12 protein-coding genes are annotated in these 17593 nt (G+C 61.1%); 10 read left to right on the top strand and 2 right to left on the bottom strand.

The window, feature by feature from the left end; genetic code table 11:
* The 6 genes from VGY55_00965 to VGY55_00940 all read left to right on the top strand — a co-directional run.
* Positions 1 to 1926: toprim domain-containing protein (locus tag VGY55_00965; protein HEV2968524.1), on the top strand; the 1926-nt coding region annotated here is incomplete at its 5' end.
* A gap of 288 nt (positions 1927 to 2214) precedes the next feature.
* Positions 2215 to 2781: a tetratricopeptide repeat protein gene (locus tag VGY55_00960; protein ID HEV2968523.1), complete on the top strand. Its 567-nt coding sequence runs from the start codon at positions 2215 to 2217 to the stop codon at positions 2779 to 2781.
* The gene (locus VGY55_00955; protein ID HEV2968522.1) at positions 2778 to 3074 is read left to right on the top strand and encodes a hypothetical protein; all 297 of its coding nucleotides are present in this window, start codon (positions 2778 to 2780) and stop codon (positions 3072 to 3074) included. Before VGY55_00960 ends, VGY55_00955 begins: the two co-directional genes overlap by 4 nt.
* The gene (locus VGY55_00950) at positions 3061 to 3627 is read left to right on the top strand and encodes a hypothetical protein (protein HEV2968521.1); all 567 of its coding nucleotides are present in this window, start codon (positions 3061 to 3063) and stop codon (positions 3625 to 3627) included. The genes VGY55_00955 and VGY55_00950 overlap by 14 nt, the downstream gene beginning before the upstream one ends.
* A 254-nt stretch (positions 3628 to 3881) precedes the next feature.
* Positions 3882 to 4835, top strand: coding sequence for a XamI family restriction endonuclease (locus VGY55_00945; protein HEV2968520.1), 954 nt, complete (start codon positions 3882 to 3884; stop codon positions 4833 to 4835).
* Between the two features lie 3 nt (positions 4836 to 4838).
* A complete protein-coding gene (locus tag VGY55_00940) occupies positions 4839 to 6485 on the top strand; it encodes a class I SAM-dependent methyltransferase (protein HEV2968519.1) in 1647 nt (548 codons plus the stop codon).
* A 127-nt stretch (positions 6486 to 6612) separates the two neighbouring features.
* Here VGY55_00940 and VGY55_00935 read toward each other — a convergent pair whose 3' ends face one another.
* Entirely contained in the window at positions 6613 to 8025 is a 1413-nt protein-coding gene (locus VGY55_00935) for a selenium-binding family protein (protein ID HEV2968518.1), read from the bottom strand.
* A 426-nt stretch (positions 8026 to 8451) separates the two neighbouring features.
* On the opposite strand from VGY55_00935, the gene VGY55_00930 reads away from it, so the two are divergent.
* Positions 8452 to 10965, top strand: coding sequence for a DUF4082 domain-containing protein (locus VGY55_00930; protein ID HEV2968517.1), 2514 nt, complete (start codon positions 8452 to 8454; stop codon positions 10963 to 10965).
* A gap of 124 nt (positions 10966 to 11089) precedes the next feature.
* On the opposite strand, the gene VGY55_00925 is transcribed toward VGY55_00930, so the two are convergent.
* Complete coding sequence (locus VGY55_00925; GenBank protein ID HEV2968516.1) at positions 11090 to 11398, bottom strand: hypothetical protein; 309 nt, start codon at positions 11396 to 11398, stop codon at positions 11090 to 11092.
* Positions 11399 to 11573: 175 nt separating this feature from the next.
* Here VGY55_00925 and VGY55_00920 point away from each other — a divergent pair, with 175 nt between their 5' ends.
* From VGY55_00920 to VGY55_00910, 3 genes are all read left to right on the top strand, one after another.
* Complete coding sequence (locus VGY55_00920) at positions 11574 to 13421, top strand: DNA methyltransferase (protein HEV2968515.1); 1848 nt, start codon at positions 11574 to 11576, stop codon at positions 13419 to 13421.
* A complete protein-coding gene (locus tag VGY55_00915; GenBank protein ID HEV2968514.1) occupies positions 13418 to 14176 on the top strand; it encodes a GIY-YIG nuclease family protein in 759 nt (252 codons plus the stop codon). The genes VGY55_00920 and VGY55_00915 overlap by 4 nt, the downstream gene beginning before the upstream one ends.
* Positions 14177 to 14563: 387 nt before the next feature.
* Positions 14564 to 17593 (top strand): DUF1549 domain-containing protein (locus tag VGY55_00910; GenBank protein ID HEV2968513.1); only part of this gene is annotated, 3030 nt, incomplete at its 3' end.

Genomic DNA, 17593 nt, shown 5'->3' with positions numbered 1-17593 from the left:
GTGAAGATCGTCTTTCGCGACGACCGGACCGGCGACGGCGAGACGATGCAATACGACCGCGGCCTGCTGCAATTCGTCGAATATCTCAATCGCGCGACCGACGCCGCCCATGCCGACATCATCTACATCCATAAGACGCAGGACGAGATCGAGATCGAGGTGGCCTTTCAATACACGACCGAGTTCACCGAGAACCTGCATTGCTATGCCAACAATATCAACACGCCCGACGGCGGCACGCACTCGTCCGGCTTCCGTACCGCACTGACGCGCACGCTAAACGCCTACGGCAAGAAGAACGACATCTTCAAGGACGTCGCGCCCACCGGCGAAGACTTCCGGGAGGGGCTCACGGCGATCGTGTCGGTTCGCGTGCCCGAGCCGACGTTCGAGTCGCAATCCAAGTTCAAGCTGTTGAACCCCGAGGTCGAAGGAATCGTCAACTCTGCCGTCGGCGATTTTCTCACGAGCTATCTGGAGGAAAACCCCAAGATCGCGAAAATCATCGCCTCGAAGGCGGTCCTCGCTGCCGAAGCCCGCGAGGCCGCCCGCAAGGCCAAGGCCCTGCTCCGCGAGCGGAAGGGCGCCCTCTCCGGCGGCGGGCTGCCCGGCAAGCTCCGCGATTGCACCAGCCGCGACGTCGCCCGCTGCGAACTGTATCTCGTCGAGGGAGATTCGGCCGGCGGCTCGGCCGAAGGGGGCCGGCTCCGCGAATATCAGGCCATCCTCCCCTTGCGCGGCAAGATCATCAACGCCTACAAATCGCGCGACGACAAGGTGCTCGCCAACGAAGAGGTCCGCAGCATGATCTCGGCCATCGGCAGCGGCATCGGCGACGAGGCCGATCTGGCCAAGCGGCGCTATAACAAAATCGTCATCATGACCGACGCCGACGTCGACGGCTCGCACATCCGCACGCTGCTGCTGACCTTCTTCTATCGCCAGATGTATCAGCTCGTCGCCGCCGGGCATGTCTACGTGGCCCAGCCGCCGCTGTTCCGCGTGAAGAGCAAGAAGACGACCTACTACGTGCAAACCGAAGAGGAAATGAAGACCCAGCTTCTCGAGCAGGGGCTCGGCGAGGGGATCTTCGATCCGGGCGACGGCCGGAAGATTCAAGGCGCCGACATGGAGAAGCTCTGCCGCGCGCTGGCCGCGTTGGAAGATGCGCTCATCGCGCTCGAGCGCCGCGGGATCGGTCTCAGGGAACATGCCAAGCGGCAAGACCCGGCGACCGGCAAGCTCCCGATCTACCACGTCTTTCTCGGCGGCGTGGAATCCTGGTACACACGCCGCGAAGACCTCGATGCCTTCGTCGCCCGCGAGGAGCAAGCCTCGGGCGAAGAGCTGACGGTGGCCGACACGTCGCTCTCGGGCGCCAATCGGCAGGTCTCGGCCTCGCGCCCCACCGATGGCCAGGCCCCGGCGACGAACGGCGCCGCTGCAAACGGCGCGGCCACGAACGGCGCGGGCGAGGAAGGCGTCCCGCGCGCCAGCCGGCTGCACATCGTCGAGCTGCACGAGGTGCGGTCGATCAACACGCTCCTGGCCGATCTGAAGAAGATGGGCTTCGACATCCAGTCGCTCATCCCGCAAGAGCGGACCGGCACGGAAGAGCCGCGCTACACGCTCCGCCGCGGCGAGAACACGGTCGGCCTATCCGATCTCCGCGGCCTGCTGGCGGCGATCCGCTCGGCCGGCGAAAAAGGCCTCACAATCACGCGCTTCAAGGGCTTGGGCGAAATGAACGCCGAAGAGCTGCGCGACACGACCCTCGACCCCACCAACCGCACGCTCCTGCAAGTGACCATGACCGACGCCGCTGCGGCCGACGACCTCTTCCGCGTGCTGATGGGCGACAAAGTAGAACCCCGCCGCGAATTCATCGAGAAGCACGCCTTGGAAGTGCGGAATTTGGATGTGTAAGGAAGCGACTGCGGTGTAGAATGGGTCTAGCAGGATAGTGCCAGTTTCAGCGCCGTTTGGGATTCGAGTTCTCGACGATGAGAAAGGGTCGTCCCAAACACACTCCAGGCCGGGGCCACGCCCGGAAAAGTCAGCCCAAGAAGAAGCGACGATTTGCTAAAATTGCCGTGCGACGGCGACAGGAAGAGGAGAAAGCGGCAAGGGAGGAATGGGAATTGTGGGACAGTCTGCCTGATCCCGTGCGACGCTTCCGCTCCGATCTCAGACCGACCCGACCGAGGCCGAAAGATGACAAACGAACCTGAACGTTCGCGGAGAAAATTCACCGGCCCGTGGGACGAAATCAAGTACCTTCGCGGCAAATTGCTGCATTGGTTCTACGAGCGCGGAGATCGCCGCAGAGCCCGAGAAATCTGCCGACGGCTGGCGCCTCTGCTGAAAAAGGTCGCGAACGACCGTGAAAGCATCCTCCGGCAGGAGTGCTGGTCGATCGTCTACGAGGTACGAGAGGATTTCGACAAAGCAATCGAGCATAGACGGCGCGAGATCGAATTGATGAAGATGCTGCTCGACGAAGCGGAACGCTCTCCACAGAAATCCGAAATCCTCAAGTGGTGCGACTATAGCGATCTAAGCGATCGGCTGGACCTACTGGCGATTCTCTACCGCGACGCGGGCGATCTCGACAAAGCCATCGACACTCTCGAGGACTCCAAGCGACTCTGCCGGCAGCACCGCATCAAGTTCGACGCCCAGGATATGCTAGACGACTACCTGGCCGAACGAGCGAGTCCGGCAATCCCTCTGCTCCCGGTCCGACCTGCGGTGATTGAACATGGGGCTTCGGCGAAATGAACGCCGAAGAGTTCCGCGACACGACCCTCGACCCCGCCAATCGCACGCTCCTGCATTCTAAGGACGTCAATCTGAACGCTCCCAAACGTCGCCCCTGCGTCGAACTTCTCGACGAACAAATGGTCGCGATTCTGCGAGCGAAGGTGCCCGCGGAGCGCATCGCGATGGTTTTCGACGCCGAACGGACCATGCGCCTGCTGCTCGAAGCCCATCTTCGCTCGCGCCATCCCGATTGGAGCGCCCCACGGATTGCGGCCGAAATCGCCCGGAGACGCCGCCTTGGATCAAGCTGACCTGCTGCGATTCGTCATCGACGCGCTTGAGACCCAGGGCCTGGCCTACATGCTGGTCGGCTCGATCGCCAGCGCGGCATTCGGAGAGCCTCGCCTGACGCACGACATCGACATCGTCGTGCAACTGAGCGCCGTCGAGGTCGATGGATTGTGCCGCGCATTCCCCGATCCGGAATTCTACGTGAGCGAATCCGCCGCGCGGCAGGCGGTGCTGTCGCATGGCCAGTTTAACGTGCTTCACCCGACATCGGGAAACAAAATCGACTTCATGATGGCCCGCGACGATGCTTGGGGCCGAAGCCAAATGGCGCGGCGAGTTCGTCAATGGATTCTTCCCGATCGAGAGGGTTTCATCGCCGCGCCGGAAGACGTGATTATCGGCAAGCTCTGGTATTTTCAAGTGGGCGGATCGGAGAAACATCTTCGCGACATCGCCAGCATGCTCCGCGTGAGCGGCGATGAGATCGATATCGACTACGTGGACCGCTGGGCAAAACAGCTCGGCCTCGAGGCCGGCTGGCAGGCCGTGCTCGATCGCTTGAGCGGGACATAGTTTTGGGATTTGTTACGGAGCGGCGACATGAGAGTAAACCCTTGACCGTGCACATTCGCTTGCGGCTTGCGGGAGAGGGCTTCACCCTTGGATCCGAAGCTTTAGGAGCGATATTCCTTCCTCTGGACGACCGTCTCCGGTTCATTATACTGGACATGCGTACCTGCCTGAATCGCGAACGTTTTGCGGCTCCGCCGCCGCCTCGAAAGACCTGGCGCGGCCGCGGGATTTGAAATCTTCGATCGAGCGCGCCAATGCCCGTGAATCGCGACAAGCCTCATCTCTGGAAGCAAGACACGCTGGCCTCGGTCGATCATTACAACAAGTGGTTCATGAAGTTTGCTCCGAAGGCGTTTCGGGAAACCCGCGTCAAGCAAACACAGATTGTTGAGCAAGCCATTTTGGACAGCAACGACTTGCTCGGTCTGTCGCCGAAGTTGTTGAGATCGTACCCAAATCTTTTGCCGACGCTCCGCATGTCGTGTTGCCCGCCGCTCGCCGTCGATCGACTGGTTGGTCTCGCGAATAGCAGCAAGAGCTTGGTCGCGAGCATGGAGGAGAACAAGCTTGCCGTCAAAATGGCGGGGCCGATTTTGACCGAGCACTTGGCGAGAATCGTGAAAGTGGTCAGGCAACTGCTGGATCCGGACATCTTCCTGTGGATTTCGGAGAAACGGGAGCCCACCCAAGACGAGCGGCATCGGGCGGCAACGATCGTTTCCGACAGATTGACCGGGGCGGTAGCCAATCCCATCATCAGGAATGCTCAAGAGAAGCGCCAGCTCGCCGAGATTAAGGCATACCTGATTAAGAAGGGCTACAAGAGGGAGCCACACCCGCCCGGAATGCCGCTCGCTTCGATGAAGCCCGGCACGTTTTGCATCCATTACTCCGTTCTGACGGGAACCGCTGTCCACAAAGTCAACGTGTCGGTTGATGCAATGATTCAGCCGCACACGTTGCGGCCCGACGGATTGCCGATCCTCGTCGAAGCGAAGTCGGCGGGCGACTTCACGAACACCAATAAGCGCCGGAAGGAAGAGGCCAAGAAATACAGCCAGCTCAAGGCGATGTTCGGAGAGAACCTCTGTTACCTCGTCTTCTTGTGCGGTTATTTCGATGCCGGGTATCTTGGCTACGAAGCGCAAGATGGGATTGATTGGGCGTGGGAACATCGGATCAGCGACTTCGAGCAGTTCGGGATTTGACGGATGAGCACGATCATTGAAAGCGAATCGCTGCGGCGCTTGGAGCAGGAGCGATTGGATCGGCTCAAGACTGCGCGAGAGCGGAATAAGCTCGGGCAATTCGCGACGCCGCCGGCACTGGCGCTCGATATCGCGAAGTTCGTTTGGAATCACGTTAAGAGCCTATCCGAGAACCGCGCGCGGAGAGGGGGACAGTCCCCTTTTGCTCCCGACCATCGGACGATGGTGCCCGCTCCACAAAAGGGGACAGTCCCCGGCGGTTCTCGGAAGCGCAAAGGGCGGTTCGCGTTTCTTGATCCGGCCATTGGCACCGGGTCCTTTTTTGCCGCTCTCATGCAGGCATTTCCAGCAGATCGCATCGAGCGCGCGACGGGAATCGAGATCGACAAGCTGTTTGCAGATGCTGCCGCGAGTATTTGGGCGGAGCGGGGTTTGCAAGTGGTTCGCGGCGATTTCGCCGATCGAAAGCCGGACGAACTGTATAACGTCGTGCTGACGAATCCGCCCTATGTGCGGCACCACCACTTGACCGGCAAGCAGAAGCAGCGATTGATGCAACTGGCGTTCGAGGCCACCGGATTGCGATTGAGCGGGCTGTCAGGGCTGTATTGCTACTTCCTGCTGATCGCGCATTCGTGGATGGCCGAGCGCGGGATTGCCGCCTGGCTCATTCCGTCCGAATTCATGGATGTGAATTACGGGGACCAGGTCAAGCGCTATCTGACCGAGCAGGTGTCGTTGCTTCGCATCCACAGGTTTTGCCCGTCCGACGTGCAATTCGACGACGCGCTCGTTTCGTCAGCAATCGTGGTTTTTGAGAAATCCGCGCCAAAGCCGGACCACAAGACCGTCGTTTCGTTTGGCGGAACTCTGGCCAAGCCGGCCAAGTCGCAGAGCATTTCGCTGGCCGAGCTTCGCGAGACGAGAAAATGGACATCTCTGCCGCGCCAAGCTCGCAACGGCTTTCAGCGGGCGCACGTCACACTTGGCGATTTATTCACCGTGAAGCGCGGAATCGCTACCGGTGCCAATTCGTTTTTCATCGTCCCGAAGTCGGAGCTGCGCCGGCTGGGGATTCCGCTGGAAGTCGTGCGGCCGATTCTGCCGAGTCCGCGCTTTCTGGCGCACCAGACAATCGAAGCCGATGCGAACGGATGGCCCGTGCTCGATCGGCAACTGGCATTGATCGACTGCCGATTTGCGGAAGAAGTCGTGCGCGAGAAATGGCCGCGGTTCTGGAGCTACCTCGAGTCGGGCAAGAAGGAAGGAATTGCAGATGGATTCCTGACGAGCCGCCGCTCGCCGTGGTATTCGCAGGAAAAGCGAGCCGTGCCCACGCTGCTCTGCACGTATATGGGGCGCAGCGTCGAGCGGCCGTTTCGATTCATTTGGAATAAATCGGGCGCGATTGCGGCCAATGTGTATCTGCTCCTCTATCCAAAGCCGCACGTGGCAGCGACGGTCGCCGCGCGCGGCGCCGAAGTGCTGGCGGCGCTGGCGGCAATTTGCCCGCGGCAATTGTCCGGCGCGGGGAGAGTCTACGGCGGCGGTCTTTATAAGGTCGAGCCGGCGGAGTTGATGCGGGTTCCGGCCGACGAACTCGCTCGGCTGTTGGGAACCACGATCGACTTGCAGCGTTCGCTCTTCTAACTCCGACCCGTTTGAAGGTCTCCCGAAAAGTGCCGACGACTCGTGGGGAGACGTTTGGTCGCGCACTGCGTCGTGGTCGGGAGACCATGCCGCAACAGAGTCGCCAGCAGTTCTTGGCGCCAGCCCGCTACGTAAAGATATCCGAGGTGCAATCGCCGCCGGGGTAGCGAATCTCATGCGCTCGCACCGGGCCGTTCGGCTCGCGGCCGAAGTCGATGAACATCCGCTCGTCGACGCTCAGCCCGCCCCGCGACGTGTCGCAATTGATCTGCACCAGCCACGAGCCCTGCTTGGCGACTTCGGGATAGAATTGATTGTCCCAAGTGCTGTACAGCGAATTGGTGACATAAAGCCGCCGGCCGTCCAGGCTGAGCTGGAGCATTTGGGGGCCGCCCGCCAGCTTTCTGCCATGGACGGAGCCAGCTTTGCCGACGAGTCCGCCGATATAGAGTTGCCCCGTTAGCTTCGGCTTGAATGGATTGGCGACGTCATATTGCCGGACATCCCCTTGCAGCCAGTTGGCGAAATACAGAAATCGGTCGTCCATCGAAACCACCAGATCGGAGATCAGCCCCGGCACCGGCTTTCCCTCCACAACGATCGGCTTGACAGCAATGGTCTGTTCGGCTTTCCACGGCGGGGGCGTGCCCGACTTCTCTTTGCTGAATGTCCAGATCGTGCTCGAAAGCGCCGCGCCGACGAAGCCATGGGTTTTATCGGGATCGTGGGCAAACCGGATTTCGAGCGGAATCAAGCCCTCGCCTCCTAAATCGATCGTCTGCCGCAGCCCGTGCGAGTTCCAATCCCAAACGTGCAGCCGCTGACCGTATTTGCCGCGTTTGACGTCATCGGGATTAAAGCCGCCGGTGAAAGTGTTCGGCGCGGCCCATTCCGTCGAGATCATCGCGCCGGCACGGGGTTGATACCAGAAGTCGTAATTGTATTTCACTCCCGCCGCCTCCTTCTCCCAGCGGCCGACGATCTCGAACTTCGGATCGAGCAGCAGAAAGCCGCCGGGGCTATTGCCGGCGGAGTCGCCCAACATCGAGATCATCACCGATTCGTCGGGCAGGCAATGCACCGTGTGCGGCGCGGATAAATTGACCTTCCGGGCAATCTCCTCTGGCTCGATTACTTTCTCCAACTTCAGCTTGAGCGGATCGAGGGCGTCGACGATATGAATCCGGCTCGACTTCAAGCCCGGAATGATGAGATACCGCCGATCGCCGGGCCGGCCATGACAGGCCGAGCAGATGTTCCAGCCGTAATGATGCAGCTCATCGCCGACATTCGGCATCGGCAAGCGATGCACGACCTGCGAATACGTGCTCGACTCGGGCCGAGCGTCGACCACGGCCAAATAGTCGGCCGCCTTGACGCCCGTGTTTGCATAAGTGCAACTTACGAATAGGAACCCTTCCCGCGGCGCCTTGATCGCCGCAGCCGGGCTCGCCCATCCCGGCCCGGCGTCAGTGCGGGTTGGAAGCATCAGCGCGGCGGAAGCAGACGCCGAGGCGACCAGAAAGTCACGGCGCTTCATGATGGACCTCCTCGCCGAGATTTCCCAGATGTACTGAAATCGGGACGGCCGCAGGCTCCTCAATCGTCCCCATTTTATTATTGGTTTTCCGCCCGCGTCCAGTAAGCGCCGGGCTTTGTGACGTCATTCGCGCCCGTCTTTAAGAGTCGATCCGAAGTCCGCCTGGGCAAAGGGGAGAGTCCCCCATCGGACCTTTCGACAGGGCCATCCCGCCACGAGCGGCGGGGCTAACGATTGCGAACTCGCGCGCCCTGCCGACTGGCTACTGCCAACTGCCCACTTTCTTCGGCACTCGCCGCCGCTCGTACCAAGCATGATCGTTACCCCCGGAACACCTGACAGCACCACGAACCGGAAATTTACCGCTGTTTCCCCAATTACCCATCATTCCCAATTACTATAGGGGACTGAGAGGACATCGTTGAAGTGGCGCCTAGTTTGATTGATTTTGGGCGGTGGTTTACGAAGCGAAGCGTTGCCAAGCGGAAAACTGGCAATTCGCGGCGCTCGGGTCGGCGGCTGCGCGGGGGCGAGCCGCTCGAGCCGCGGTGGATGATGGCGGCCAAGAGCGTGGCGATGGTGCCACCAGAGGTTTGGCTGCCGCTGGACGAAGGAGCGGGAAACGTTGCGGCAGATTACTCTGGCAACGGCCGCAATGCCACGGACTTCGGCGCGACTTGGGCGCCCGGCCGGGTCGGCACTGGGCTGAGCTTCGACGGCCAGAGCAGCTACGTCAATGCAAACCTCGATCTGAGCCGCTGGCTCGGCGGCACGGCTGCGATGTCGTTCTGGATGCTCACGACGCAGGTCGGCACCGCCGCCACGGCCACGGCGCCCGGCATCGCCGGCGTGCATAACCCCGACTCGAACAATGAAATTGGCTGGGGCTGGCTCGATTCGACGGGACACATTCACGTCGGCGCGGGCGTCACGGCCGCGAGTAGCCACGCAGTGAACGACGGCCGTTGGCATTTCATCACGCTCGCTCGCAACGCCACCAGCGGGCTTGAGCAGGTGTATGTCGATGGCCTGCTCGATGGAAGCGCCGTCGGCCGGACGGGCGGCATCACGTCATCGTTCACGAGCATCGGCCGGATCGAGCACACGTCGGGCGGTGCGGCCTACTTCGCCGGCGAGTTGGACGACATCCAGATCTTCAGTCAGGTGATCGCCGCCGCGCAGGTGCAGCAATCGTTCAAGCAAGGCCCTGCCGCGCACGCGGCAACCCCGCCAGCGCCGGCCGTTTCGACGGACCCCTGGACGCAAATGGAAAACGCGCGGATCAATCAGATTCGCGAGGGGAATGCCGAGGTGCAGGTCGTCGATCAGTTCAGCAATCCCGTGCCGAACGTGACGATCGACGCCCGCGAGGTGCAGAGCCAGTTCGCATTCGGCTCGGCGATCAACAACAACGTGCTCGTCAATCCGCAATACGCAGCGTTCTTCAAGAGCCATTTTTCCTGGGCAACGATGGAGGACGAATCGAATTGGTATGCCGACGAGCCGACCCAGGGGAACGTGCTTTACAACGTGGCCGACGGGATCGCCGCCTACGCCGCGGCCAACAACATTACGCTTCGTGGCCATTCGATCGTTTGGGGTTGGAATCAGATCGTTCAGCCGTGGCTCAAGCAACTCTCGCCGCCGGCGTTGTTCCAGGCGTTGGAAGCGCGCGTGCAAAGCGTCGTGGCCCATTTCGACGGCACGTTCGCGCAGTGGGAAGTCGACAACGAGATGCTGAACGCGACTTTCTTCAGCAGCCGGCTCACCAACTGGATTCTGCCGTGGCTCTTCGAGGAGGCCCGCGCCCTCGATCCGGACGCCCAGCTTTTCACGAACGACACCAACGCCATCGAAGGCAACAGCACGGCTGCCTACAAGGCAGAGATCCAATCGCTGCTGGCGGCGGGCGCCCCGATCGACGGCATCGGCGTGCAGGCGCATTTTTTCGGGAGCATCAATCCGCGGGATGTCGAGTCCAAGCTCAACAGCCTCGGCCAACTCGGCCTGCCGATCTGGGTCACGGAGTTCGACACCGCCAACGCCGATCCGAACCAGCGGGCCAATCAGATGGAAGCGCTATATCGTGAGGCCTTCAGCAATCCCAGCGTGCAGGGAATCGTGATGTGGGGCTTCTGGGCCGGCTCTCAATGGCGCGGCCCAACCGCGGCGATGGTCAATCTCGATTGGACCTTGAACGCCGACGGCCAGCGCTATGAAGACCTGATGCACCAGTGGACCACGATCGCCGACGGCGCGACCAACGGCGCCGGCAACCTCGATTTCCGCGGCTTCGCGGGGACGTATGCCGTCACCGTCACCGGTCCCGATGGCAGCACGACCGTCCAGCAGTTCAGCGTCAGCCCCGGCGCTGGCACCAGCCGCACCACGATCGTCATCAACGTGCCGGCTTCGAGCATTGCGGCCGACGCGATCGCCGCGGTGCAGCGCTCATTTAGCCTGTGGACCGACGCGACACTGCCGCATTGGACCAATACGTCCGACGCGCAGTCGGTCGAGCTGGGGATGAAATTCCAGAGCGACGTTGATGGCTTCATCACCGGCCTGCGGTTCTACAAGTCGGCGACAAACACCGGCCCGCACGTGGCCGATCTCTGGTCGGCCGACGGCGCGCTCTTGGCCACCGCGACCTTCACGAACGAAACAGCCTCGGGCTGGCAGCAGGTGAACTTCTCCAATCCCGTCGCGATCAAGGCCCACACGACCTACATCGCCTCGTACCACACGACCAACGGCAATTACGCCGACGATATCGGCTTCTTCGCCAACGCCGGCGCGACCAACGGCCCGCTTCACGCGCTATCGAACGTCGCGGGAGGCGGCAACGGCGTGTACCGATACGGTCCAGGCGGATTCCCCGGTCTCACCGCGCGCGAGAGCAACTACTGGGTTGACGTCGCCTTCACGCCGAATTCTTAGGGCCCCTAACAAATCGCGGCGTGAAGGGGTGGCCGGGGCTGGAGGCGCAGCCGAAGCCCCGGTGGGCCCGCGAACCGGGGCTTCCCTTCGGTCCAGCCCCGGCCACCCACCGGTTGGACTTGCTTCACTTCTTTTTCCGCCGCGGGCGCTGCCGGTGCATCGGAGGCACGGGCACGTAGAAAGTCGGGGGCGCCTCGTCGTCTTCGCGATTCTCGGAAGCGTCTTCGTCGAGGCGTCGCGAGGCCACTGCATTGAGGACTTGAACCATAAAGTGGGCCATCGTGATCGCGGCCGCCACGCCGACGAAAATCGCGACATTCAGATCAACCGCGGGAATCGCCAAGTGGATCAAAAAGCCCTCGCCGATGCCAAAACCGGCCAGGATCGCTTGCGCTGTAACGAAAATGGCAAACGTTCCAAATATCGCTTTCATGTTCAGGCTCCGTCCATTTGCATACCGTCGCGGAAGCAGAATAGCATCGGACTGGACCAATTTCTTGTCAACCGCAGTCGCGATGTGCTCCTTGCTGGCCCCTCGTATTCACTGTGGCAGGAATTGAATATACTGAGCGCGGTTTTGGTGACACAAGATACGACGAGACTTCGCCATGAAGGACGAATTGCTCAATCGGATCGAACTCGGGGATTGCATTGCCGGCCTGAACGCGCTCGAAGCGGGGAGCGTGGACCTCGTGTTCGCCGATCCGCCCTTCAATATCGGCTACGATTACGATGTCTACCGCGACCGGCTTGAAAGAGACCACTATCTCGCCTGGTCGCGCGACTGGATCTCGGGCGTGTTTCGGGCGCTCAGCCCGCGGGGGACGTTTTGGCTGGCGATTGGCGACGAATATGCCGCCGAGTTGAAGCTGGAAAGCCAGCGGATTGGATTCATCCCGCGGAGTTGGGTCGTTTGGTATTACACATTCGGCGTGAACTGCTCGCACAAGTTCACGCGCTCGCACGCGCATCTGTTTTATTTCGTGAAGGACGCGAACGACTTCACGTTCCGCGACGAAGACCTGGAGAATCGCATCCCGTCGGCCCGGCAGCTTGTCTATGCCGACAAGCGGGCGAATCCGCGGGGGCGGCTGCCGGACGATACGTGGCTCATTCGCCCGGCGGACGTTGTTGGCGAGATGGTTGCCGATGACGAGACTTGGGCGCCGAGCGATTTTGCTCCCCCGAGCGACAATGAACAGACCTGGACACTTCGTCCGCAAGACTTGGCCGAGCGCTTTCAAGAAAACGAACACACGTGGTATTTTCCCCGCGTCGCGGGCACATTCAAAGAGCGGGCCGGGTTCCACGGCTGCCAGATGCCAGAGCAATTGCTCGGGCGCATCATCCGGTTCTGTTCGAACGAAGGCGATCTCGTCGTCGATCCATTCTCCGGCAGCGCGACGACGTTGGCCGTCGCCAAGAAACTGGGCCGGCGCTACCTGGGATTCGACGTCTCGGCCGACTACGTCAAGCTCGGCCAACAGCGACTCGCGGGGATTCGAGTGGGCGATCGACTTGATGGATCCCCCGAGCCGACGATGAGCGCGCCGACGACGAACGTGGGCAGGCCGGGGCTTCGCGGTCCAAAGCAGAATAAGCCGCCGCGTGCAAGACATTCCGGGGCGAATGTAAATGGCGAAATCCGATCACGAGAAAAGCGATTCGAGCGAAATCAGGCAAAATTCATGCTGCGCGGTGTCGTCGAAGCATTCGAGCGCGTCCATGACGGCTACTCAGCGGACTACGTGGTCGCCAATCCGGATTTAGATAGCGAGTTTGTCAGAACATGCGAACGACTAGGGATCGTCGGCGACCCACGAACCTGGAACGTAATCCTGTTTCGTCTCAGAAAGGCCGGAAAGCTCAAGCATATTTCCACGACACGACGAAGCGATGTCTCCTGGGAGGATTGCGACCATTTTCTCTTTGCCAGCGAGATCGCGCTGAAGAAGATGCTGGATGACAAGCTTGCGGTAAGTCTCGACGAAATCCTCTGCGATCCTGACCTTGCGCGCGAGTTCGACAATCGCGCATTTCAGTTCGCTCCGGGGCTGGATTCGTTCATGAATCGATGGGGAGCGCTCGCGCTTCGGAAGCGTGCCAAGCTAGCGCGAAGCCGCGGCGCATTACTCCAAGCACCGGCAACATTGGCGCCTGCCACGCCGCTTCTCAGATTTGATCCTGACGTAATTCGAGGCGAACCGGGTGTCTATGTCGTCGCGAATCGTTTCCAGAGCCTCTATGTCGGGGCAACGTTAAACCTTCGAGAACGACTTAGAAATCAATTTGGTCAGGAGCAGAGAATGGTGTGGCTTAACGTTGCCAATGATCTCGGCGTTCAGGCACGCTCCTTTCCAAACACGCGTCCAGGGGAGATTCTCGCTTGGCAGAGCTGCTTCGTCAGGAAGTATCGGCCCCAATGGAATCTTCGGGAACTTTGCCGCTTGAAATGAGATCGAGCATTGTTGCCGCGTTTGTCGCGGCCTCGAATGGTTTTGCGGTGGATCGCGTCGTTGCGGATCCGGAATTGAACAAGCGCTTCGTGGAGGAATGCCGAGCCCGTGGACTCGATGACTCTGCCGCTGCGCTGAATCAAACTTTGCTGAATCTGCGGAAAGCAAGTGGATTGAGCGGCCTGCCGAGGTCAAAGCGAACCCAAATCGCGGACCAGGAAGAATTCCGTTTCGCCGCGGAGATGGCGGTACGGTTTCTGGAACGTCGCGACGGCGTGAGCCTCGATCAAGTAATCTGCGATCCCCGATTGGCAGAGGAATTTGATCGCTTGGCGGCGAGGATCGCGCCCGGATTCAATCCGCTACAATACCGTTGGGCGGCGCTCAATCTACGAAAGACAAAAAAGCTCGCTCCGGAGATAGTCGCGAGAATCGCCCCGCCGCGGGAAGTTCGAGTGCTTCGAGCAGATGAACTTATCGTGGACGTGATCCCTGCGAAGCCCGGCCTTTATCTCTTGTTTGCGGCAAGGCAACTGCTGTACGTAGGCGAAACGGAGAATCTCAAAAAGCGGCTGACAAAACATCTCGACCATTCCGACAACAAGGGGCTGGCACGCTGGCTATGGGAATTCGGTGCCACTGACGTTCATCTCGAAATTCAGATTCTCGCCGACGGCACCGGCACGAGAACCCGTAAGGCCCTCGAACTAGAACTAATTCGGTCGCGGCAGCCGATTTTCAACGTGAAACGGTGATTTACCGCTTTTTTGAAGAAATCGGTTTGCGAGTGACCGGACGATTTGGCTAGAATCGTGGTAGCCAGAGTTCGAGGGTCGGCCGGGATTGGTTGGCGGCGTTCCGGCGGCGATTCTTGTACAGTCTGGCTGCTCGCCTGAATTGTCCCGCCTCGTTTGCTGTGAACCGATTGTACTGCCGGTTCGCGTTCGCTTAGTTTCGCCGACTTGCCGAAAAAGGTACTGCGCATGGCTGCTTTTCGGATCGTCGCCGCAAGAAATTTTGAATCTCGGATTTCAGATTCGAGATTCCAGGTTTCGAATCTCAGATTGGTGTCGCTCGCTGCATTAGTTGGTCTGGCGATAGCTAGCGCGGCGCGAGCGGATGAGGCGAAGCCGGCTAGTGCGGTGCCTGCGAAGGCGAGCTTCTTTCGCGAAGTGCGGCCTGTGCTTCAGGAGCATTGCCAGGGGTGTCATCAGCCGGCCAAGCATGGCGGCGAGTATGTGATGTCGCCGTTCCCGGCATTCTTGAAAGGGGGCGAGAGCGGTGAGGCGGCTATCGTGCCCGGCAAGCCGGAGGCCAGCAACCTCGTCAAGATGATCGCGCCGACCAAGGGGAAGGACGGCGCGGAGAAGGCGGAGATGCCGAAGGAGCAGCCGCCGCTGGCCGCCGCGCAGATCGAATTGATCGCCCGCTGGATTCGCGAAGGAGCGACAGACGACACGCCTGCTTCGGCCGCGGTGACGTTCGATGCCGAGCATCCGCCCGTCTATCGCGGGCTGCCGGTGCTCTCGGCGCTCGATTTCTCGCCCGACGGCATGCTGCTGGCCGTGTCGGGTTATCACGAAGTGCTGCTGCACAAAGCGGACGGGTCGGAATTGGCCGGCCGGCTGGTCGGGCTTTCCGAGCGGGTGCAATCGCTGGCCTTTTCGCCGGACGGCAAGTGGCTGGCCGTCGCGGGAGGCTCGCCGGCGCGGCTGGGCGAGATTCAGATTTGGAACGTCGCCGATCGCAAGCTGGCCCTCTCGGTGCCGATGACTTACGACACGCTCTACGGCGTGAGCTGGTCCCCAGACGGCGCTCGGATCGCCTTCGGTTGCGCGGACAACACGGTCCGCGCGATCGACGCCAAGACGGGCAAGCAGGTGCTCTTCCAAGGCGCGCACAACGATTGGGTGCTGGGCACTGTCTTCTCAGCCGATTCGTCGCACCTCGTCTCGGTGAGCCGCGACCGCTCGATGAAGTTGATCGAGGTGGCCACGCAGCGATTCGTCGATAACATCACGAGCATCACGCCCGGCGCGCTCAAGGGAGGTCTCGCTTCGGTCGATCGGCATCCGAAGAAGGATGAGCTGGTCGTGGGCGGGGCGGACGGCGTGCCGAAGATTTACCGCATGTATCGTCCGGCCGACAAGGCGCGGGTGATCGGCGACGATTTCAACCTGATCCGCGCGTTCGACGCCCTGCCGGGGCGGATTTATGCCGTGCAGTTTAGCCCCGATGGCGAGCGGATCGTCGCCGGCAGCAGCAGCGACGAGACGGGCGAGATCCGCGTCTACGAGGCCGGCTCGGGCAAGCTGGTTTGCAAATTCGACGGCCAGCCGGGGCCGATCTACGCCGCGCGCTTCAGCCGCGACGGCAAGCGCGTCGCCGCCGCCGGCTTCTCAGGCAAAGTGGTGCTGATGGATGCGCAGACGGGAAAGCTGATCAACGAATTTGCGCCGGTGCCGAAGATCGAGGATTCGCTCGCTGACCGGCCGGTTGATGCGTCGCTGCCCGCGACCAACGCCGCCAAGTCACAGAAGGTGAGCTTCGTTCAGGACGTGATGCCGACCCTCTCGAAGCTCGGCTGCAACGCGGGCACCTGCCACGGCTCGGCCCAGGGGAAGAACGGCTTCAAGCTCTCGCTGCGCGGATACGATCCGGTCTTCGATCATCTCGCGCTCACCGACGATCTAGCCGCCCGGCGGTTCAATCGAGCGATGCCCGAGCAGAGCCTGATGCTGCTCAAGCCGAGCGGCTCGGTGCCGCACGTCGGCGGAATGCTGATCAGGCCGGGCGAGCCGCGCTATGAATTGCTCAAGAATTGGATCGCGCAGGGGGCCAAGCTCGATCGAGATGCTCCGCGGGTGGCGAAGGTCGAGATTCAGCCGGCCGCGCCGATTATTCCGCTGCCGAAGATGCAACAGCAATTCCGCGTGCTGGCCACGTATGCCGACGGCCGGGTGCGCGACGTGACGGCCGAGGCCTTCATCGAAAGCGGCAACATCGAGATTCTCGAGGCGGACAAGCACGGGCTAATCACGGCCCTGCGCCGCGGCGAATCCCCCGTGCTCGTGCGCTACGAAGGGAACTACACGGCGACGACCGTAACCGTCATGGGCGATCGCAGCAGCTTCGTCTGGCAGGACCAGCCGGAAAACAACTACATCGACGCGCTCGTTTACGACAAACTCAAGAAGGTGAAGACGCTGCCGAGCGGGCTTTGCACCGATGCCGAGTTCATCCGCCGCGTGTATCTCGATCTGACCGGCTTGCCGCCGACGTCAGCCGAGGTCCGCGCGTTTCTGGCCGACCTGCGCGAGACGAAGCTGAAGCGCGACGAGTTGATCGACCGCCTCGTAGGCAGCGCGCCGTATGTCGAGCAGATGACGAACAAATGGGCCGACTTGCTCCAGGTGAACAACAAGTATCTGGGGGAGAAGGGCGCGGCGGCGCTGCGGGAGTGGATTCGCCATGCCGTGGCCACGAACATGCCCTACGATAAATTCGCTTATGCGGTGCTGACCGCCAGCGGATCGAATATCGAGAACCCGCCCGCCTCGTATTTCAAGGTTCTCCGCGACCCGGGCGATCTGATGGAGAATACGACGCAGCTCTTCCTCGCGGTGCGGTTCAATTGCAACAAGTGCCACGACCATCCGTTCGAGCGCTGGACGCAGAACCAACATTGGAAGCTCGCGGCCTTCTTCGCCAAGGTTGGCCACAAGGACGATCCGCAATATGCAAAGGTCAAGGTCGGCGGCACCGACGTCGAGGGGAGCAAGGCGCTTGGCGAGGTGATCTTCGACGGCGATACTGGAGAAGTGCGGAACCCGACGACGCAGGTCGTCCAAACGCCCGAATTTCCTTACACGCACGACGACATGCCCTCGGCAGGCGACAATCTCCGGGAGCAGTTCGCTCATTGGACCACCTCGGCGAAGAACCCGTATTTCGCCAAGAGCTACGTCAATCGCGCCTGGAGCTACTTGATGGGCCCCGGGTTCATTGAGCCGATCGACGACATCCGGGCCGGCAATCCGCCGACCAATCCGGAGCTGCTCGACAAGCTGACGGCCGATTTCATCGCCAGCGGCTTCGACGTGCAGAGCTTGCAGCGGCTGATTTGCAAGTCGCGGGCGTATCAACTTTCAGTTGGGACGAACGAATGGAAC

The organism is Pirellulales bacterium (assembly GCA_035939775.1).
GTDB lineage: Bacteria > Planctomycetota > Planctomycetia > Pirellulales > DATAWG01 > DASZFO01.
Note: the sequence above shows the minus strand (reverse complement) of the source record. Positions and strands in the feature narration are given on the sequence as shown.